Origin of the sequence: Mesorhizobium sp. M7A.F.Ca.CA.001.08.2.1 (assembly GCF_003998455.1) — a bacterium.
Lineage (GTDB): Bacteria > Pseudomonadota > Alphaproteobacteria > Rhizobiales > Rhizobiaceae > Mesorhizobium > Mesorhizobium ciceri.
The window spans coordinates 1-1,324 of record NZ_RZPW01001150.1 but is presented as its reverse complement, the minus strand read 5'-3'; the positions used below and the strand labels follow the sequence as shown (position 1 = coordinate 1,324).

Below are 1,324 nucleotides of genomic sequence, written 5' to 3'. Positions count from 1 at the left end.
CCATGTGCTTGCGGTAGCTGCCGTCCTTCAGCAACGTCAGCACCAGTTCGGCCGCGAGCCGGCCGCCGCCGAAGGTCGTGGCGATCTTGAGGTCGGTCAGGGGCTCGATCCAGTCGCGCGGTGCGGCGATGAAGCCGCAGCGAACCGATGCCGACAGTGTCTTGGAGAAGCTGCCGATATGGACAACGCGGTTGAGACCATCGAACGCCGCCAGCCTGGGGGCGGGCGCATGTTCGAAATCGGCGAAGATGTCGTCCTCGACGATGGTCAATTGCGATTGGTCGGCGAGTTTCAGCAGCCGGTGCGCGGTGACTGGCGACAGCACCGCGCCGGTCGGATTGTGGATGCCGGAATTGGTGATGTAGAGGCGTGGCCGATGCTCGGCCAACGCCTGCGCGAACAGATCGATATCCGGCCCCGACGGCGTGTAGGGAACGCTGACGACCTTGGCCCGGTGAGCGCGCAACAGGGCGTGGAAGTTGAAGTAGCAGGGGTCGTCGACCAGCACGGTGTCGCCGGGCTCGATCAGGAACCGGCACAGGAGGTCGATGGCCTGCGTGCCTGATTCCGTCAGCATGATCTGCTCGGGCGAGGCCTCGATGCCATGCCCGGCCATGCGCCGCGCCAGCAATTGCCGCAGCGGTGGCAGGCCGAGCGGCGTGCCGTAATCGGCCAGTGCGACATCGGCGGCACGCGCCACCGTGCGCAGCGCCCGGCGCAGCCCTGCCTGTGGCATCCATGAAGCGGGCAGCCAGCCGCAGCCGGGCTTCAGCATGTCATCGCCGGCCTCCAGGGACTGTCGCGAGATCCAGAGCGGATCGACGGCGCGGTCGAGGCGGGGGCCGATTTCGGCCAGCGACAGCGGCGCCAGCGATCCGGCGGCATAGAAGCCGGAGCCCGGCCGCGAGCGGATCGCGCCTTCGGCGGCGAGCCGCTCATAGGCTTCGACCACGGTGGATTTGGACACTCGCATGGATTTGGCAAAGGCGCGGATCGACGGCAATTGCCCTCCCGGCGTCAGGCTGCGCGCCGCGATCCGCTGGCGGATCGTCGCCATGACGCCTTCGACCAGCGTACCGCCGCTCTCGCTTCCTGTAGTCTGCTTGTCCATCCGTACTGCTCTGCTGACCATGACAGTTTTGCATAATTGTACCGCACTGTCTCTGGCGATACTACCGGCTCCGCCTGATACGGAGCCGACAAACGGAGCATACGATGGACAAGACCGCGAGTGGCTGGATGAATGGATTCATCGGTGTGTTGATCTTCAGCGGCTCGCTGCCGGCGACGCGCGTGGCGGTCAGGGAATTCGATCCGACATTCC

Annotated in this window: 1 protein-coding gene and 1 pseudogene; one reads left to right on the top strand and one right to left on the bottom strand. The window is 65.9% G+C overall.

Translation table 11 applies throughout. The annotated features are described in order from the left end of the window. Positions 1–1,111, bottom strand: a 1,111-nt coding sequence (locus EN914_RS35695) for a PLP-dependent aminotransferase family protein (RefSeq protein WP_164779181.1), incomplete at its 3' end; no start/stop codon positions are given. A 104-nt stretch (positions 1,112–1,215) separates the two neighbouring features. Here EN914_RS35695 and EN914_RS39685 point away from each other — a divergent pair. Continuing rightward, positions 1,216–1,324 (top strand): annotated as a pseudogene (locus tag EN914_RS39685) (EamA/RhaT family transporter); the annotation flags it as partial.